This is a genomic window from Rhizobacter sp. P3_B12 (genome assembly GCF_056402895.1).
This window is the reverse complement of the sequence record NZ_JBFUGN010000534.1, coordinates 1-4259: the sequence shown is the minus strand read 5'-3', so window position 1 is coordinate 4259 and position 4259 is coordinate 1. Positions and strand designations below refer to the sequence as shown.

The following is a 4259-nucleotide window of genomic DNA, read 5'->3' as shown; positions in this document are numbered from 1 at the left end:
GCGCGGTGCTGGTCGTCAGCGAGGAGCTCGACGAGCTGTTCGAGGTCTGCGACCGGCTGGTGGTGATCGCGCAGGGCCGCGTGTCGCCATCGATCGCGACCACGCAGGCCACGGTGGAGCAGATCGGCGAATGGATGAGCGGGCTGTGGGCGCCGCGCGGGGCAGCCTTCCACCCGGAGGCGAAGCATGCTGAAGCTTGAGCCGCGCCCGGCGCCGAGCCGGCTGATGTCGATCGCCTCGCCGCTGCTGGCGCTGGCGATCACGGTGGTGATCGGCGTCGTGCTGTTCCTGCTGCTCGGCAAGGATCCGCTGCGCGGGCTGCAGGTGTTCTTCGTCGAGCCGCTGAAGAGCGCGTACGCGCTGTCGGAGCTGGCGGTGAAGGCGACGCCGCTGCTGCTGATCGCGCTCGGCCTCGCGGTGTGCTTCCGCTCCAACGTCTGGAACATCGGCGCCGAGGGGCAGTTCGTGCTGGGGGCGGTGGCGGCCGGCGGGGTCGCGATGCTGGCCGAGCCGGGCACGGGGCGCTGGATCGTGGTGCCGATCCTCGTCGCCGGCGTGCTCGGCGGCATGGCCTGGGCCGCGCTCGTGGCGMTGCTGCGCGACCGCTTCAACGCCAACGAGATCCTGGTCAGCCTGATGCTGGTCTACGTCGCCGAGCAGGTGCTGGGCTGGCTGGTCTACGGCCCGTGGAAGGACCCGAACGGCTACAACTTCCCGCAGACCCTGACCTTCCTCGACGCCACCAAGGTGCCGCGGCTGTTCAGCGGGCTGCGCGTCAACATCGGCCTGCTGGTCGCGCTGCTCGCGGTGGGCGCGTTCTGGGCCTTCCTGTTCCGCACCTATGCCGGCTTCCAGCTGCAGGTCGGCGGGCAGGCCCCGGCGGCGGCGCGCTACGCCGGCTTCTSGTCGCGGCGCGCGCTGTGGACGGCGCTGCTGCTGTCGGGCGGCATGGCGGGCCTGGCCGGCGGGCTGGAGGCGGCCGGCCCGCTCGGCCAGCTGACCCTGCACGTGCCGGTGGGCTACGGCTTCGCGGCCATCATCGTCGCCTTCGTCGGCCGGCTGCACCCGGTGGGCATCGTGTTCTCGGCGATCCTGATGAGCATGTTCTACATCGGTGGCGAGCTGGCGCAATCGCGCCTGGGCCTGCCGAAATCGCTGACCGGCGTGTTCCAGGGCCTGCTGCTGTTCTCGCTGCTCGCCTGCGACACGCTGATCCACTACCGCATCCGCTGGAAGCCGGCGCACGTCGATGCTGCGTCCGCGCCGGCGGCAGCGTCGTCCTCCACCGTCGAGGGACAAGCCTGATGGACGCCATCGCCCTGCTGATCGCCGCCACGCTGAGTTCGGGCACCGTGCTCGCCTTCGCCGCGCTCGGGCTGCTGGTCAACGAACGCGCCGGCATCGTCAACCTGGGCGCCGAGGGGATGATGCTGGTCGCCGCGCTGGCCGGCTTCGCGACCGCGGTGCACACCGGCAACGACTGGCTCGCCTTCGCGGCCGGTGCCGGCGCCGGCGCGCTGCTGGCCGCGGTCTTCGGCGCGCTGGTGATCTGGCTCAACACCAACCAGTACGCGACCGGGCTCGCGCTGAGCCTGTTCGGCAGCGGCCTGTCGGCCTTCCTCGGCACCGGCTTCGTGCAGGAGAAGCTGTCCGAGCGCGCGCACTTCCAGCTGCCGCTGCTGGCCGACATCCCGTTCGTCGGCCCGGCGCTGTTCCGCCAGCACCCGATGGTGTACGCCGCGATGGCGTTGACGGCGGCGCTCGCCTGGTTCCTGTACCGCTCGCGCGCCGGACTGGTGCTGCGCGCGGTCGGCGAATCCCCCGAATCGGCGCACGCGCTGGGCTACCCGGTGCGCCGCATCCGCCTGGCGGCGGTGATGGCCGGCGGTGCGCTGTGCGGACTGGCGGGCGCCTACCTCTCGGTCGTCTACACGCCGCTGTGGGTCGAGGGCATGGTCGCCGGCAAGGGCTGGATCGCGCTGGCGCTCACGACCTTCGCGACCTGGCGACCGGCACGCGTCTTGCTCGGCGCCTACCTGTTCGGCGGCGTGACGATGCTGCAGTTCTACCTGCAAGGCGAGGGGGTGCAGGTCTCGGCGCAGCTGCTGACGATGCTGCCCTACCTGTCGACCATCGTCGTGCTGGTGCTGATCTCGCGCAATGCCGGCTGGATCCGCGTGAACATGCCCGCGTCGCTCGGCAAGCCGTTCTTCCCCGGTAGTTAGCCCCGACATCTAGCTGATAAATTCTCGCGTTCCTCACCCTGGAGTTCCCATGACCTCAATCTCGAAACGTGCCCTGCTGAAGCTCGCAGGGTGGAGCACGCTGGCGGCGGGCACCGCGCTGGTGGGCTGCGGCAAGAAGGAAGAAGCGCCTGCGCCGGCCCCGGTGGCCGCCGCCTCGGCCGCCGCGCCGAAGCCGGAACCGCTGAAGATCGCGTTCGCCTACGTCGGCCCGGTCGGCGACGGCGGCTGGACCTTCGCGCACGACAACGCGCGCAAGGCACTCGAGAAGCAATTCGGCGACAGGATCCAGACCAGCTTCGTCGAGAAGGTGCCCGAGGCGGCCGATGCCGAGCGGGTGTTCCGCGACATGGCCAGCCAGGGCAACAAGCTGATCTTCGGCACCACCTTCGGCTACATGGAGCCGATGCTGAAGGTCGCGGCCGACCTGAAGGACGTGAAGTTCGAGCACGCCACCGGCTTCAAGCAGGCCGAGAACATGCGCACCTACGACAGCCGCACCTATGAAGGCGCGTACATGGCCGGCGTGATCGCCGGCGGCATGACGAAGACCAACACGCTGGGCGTGGTCGGCTCGATCCCGATCCCCGAGGTGATCCGCAACATCAACAGCTTCACGCTGGGTGCGCAGTCGGTGAACCCGAAGATCAAGACCAAGGTGGTCTGGGTCAACGACTGGTTCAACCCGCCGAAGGAAACCGACGCCGCGCAATCGCTGATCAACGGCGGCGCCGACGTGCTGATGCAGAACACCGACTCGAGCGCGGTGCTGCAGACGGCCGAGAAGGCCGGCAAGTACGCGTTCGGCTGGGACAGCGACATGACCGCCTACGGCCCGAAGGCCCACCTGGCCTCGAGCATCATCAACTGGTCGCCGTACTACATCAAGGCGACGCAGGATGCGCTGGACGGCAAGTGGGCCGGCAACAGCGCCTCGTGGTGGGGCGTCAAGGAAGGCGCGATCGACCTGGTGTCGATCTCCGACAAGGTGCCGGCCGAGCTGAAGGAGAAGGTCGAGAAGGTGAAGGCCGGCCTGAAGGACGGCAGCTTCGCGATCTGGAAGGGCCCGATCGTCGGCAACGACGGCAAGGAAGTGCTGAAGAAGGACGAGGTCGCCGATGACAAGTTCATGGGCGGCATCAAGTTCTTCGTGAAGGGCGTGGAAGGAAAAGTGCCGGGAGGCAAGTAAGCCTTGATCGAAACGACGCTGTGGCACCCGGTGGCCGGCAGCGAGGCGCTCGGCACCTCCCCGGTGCCGGTGCGCCTGCTGTCGCAGGACCTGGTGCTGTGGCGTGACGAGGCCGGCCGCGCCCGCGCGTTCACCGACCGCTGCCCGCACCGCGGCACGCGGCTCTCGCTCGGCCGGGTCGTGCAGCACGAGGGCCGCGCGGCGCTCGAATGCCCGTACCACGGCTGGCGCTTCGGGGGCGACGGCGCCTGCGTGCTGATCGCATCGCAGCCGTCGTTCGCGCCGCCGCCTTCTCATGCCGCCTGCACGCATGAAGCTCAGGAGGCGCATGGCCTCGTCTGGGTGCGGCTGCAGCCGGGCGACACGGCCCTGCCCGCCTTCGAGGCCGAGGCCGACCCGCAGCTGCGCAAGCTGCTGTGCGGCCCGTACGACGTGGCGACCAGCGCCGGCCGCATCGTCGAGAACTTCCTCGACCTGTCGCACTTCGGCTTCGTGCACGACGGCTGGCTCGGCGAGCGCGCACAGCCGCAGACGCTCGCCTACACCGTGCAGCCCACGCCGGCCGGCTTCGTCGCCAGCGGCTGCAGGGCCTGGCAGCCGCAGAGCAACCGGCTGTCGACCGAAGGCAGCTGGGTCGACTACCGCTACGAGCTGACCGCGCCGTTCAGCGCGGTGCTGACCAAGCTGCCGCAAGCGCAGGGCGAGTATCGTGACGTGATCGGCCTGTTCGTGTGCCCGCTCGACGAGGAGCACAGCCGCGTCTGGTTCCGGCTCGCGGTCACCGACCACGATTCCAGCGACAACGCGCTGCGCGCGTTCCAGCACAC

At 69.7% G+C, this 4259-nt stretch carries 4 protein-coding genes and 1 pseudogene; all 5 read left to right on the top strand.

Annotated elements, in window-relative coordinates:
- Window positions 1-200 (top strand): annotated as a pseudogene (locus AC1D01_RS23090) (ABC transporter ATP-binding protein); the annotation flags it as partial.
- Window positions 187-1305 (top strand): ABC transporter permease, encoded by a 1119-nt coding sequence (locus tag AC1D01_RS23085; RefSeq protein WP_477870448.1) that lies wholly within the window; start codon window positions 187-189, stop codon window positions 1303-1305. The pseudogene AC1D01_RS23090 and the gene AC1D01_RS23085, both read left to right, overlap by 14 nt.
- The gene (locus tag AC1D01_RS23080) at window positions 1305-2225 is read left to right on the top strand and encodes an ABC transporter permease (protein ID WP_477870446.1); all 921 of its coding nucleotides are present in this window, start codon (window positions 1305-1307) and stop codon (window positions 2223-2225) included. Before AC1D01_RS23085 ends, AC1D01_RS23080 begins: the two co-directional genes overlap by 1 nt.
- 49 nt (window positions 2226-2274) lie before the next feature.
- Complete coding sequence (locus AC1D01_RS23075) at window positions 2275-3432, top strand: BMP family ABC transporter substrate-binding protein (protein ID WP_477870444.1); 1158 nt, start codon at window positions 2275-2277, stop codon at window positions 3430-3432.
- Between the two features lie 3 nt (window positions 3433-3435).
- The coding region (locus tag AC1D01_RS23070) for a Rieske 2Fe-2S domain-containing protein (protein ID WP_477870442.1) at window positions 3436-4259 on the top strand (824 nt) is incomplete at its 3' end.

What these genes read in the sequence shown, in the direction of transcription:
- AC1D01_RS23080 (WP_477870446.1), top strand. Translation starts at nt 1,305, where the DNA reads ATGGACGCCATCGCCCTGCTGATCGCCGCCACGCTGAGTTCGGGCACC.
- AC1D01_RS23075 (WP_477870444.1), top strand. Translation starts at nt 2,275, where the DNA reads ATGACCTCAATCTCGAAACGTGCCCTGCTGAAGCTCGCAGGGTGGAGC.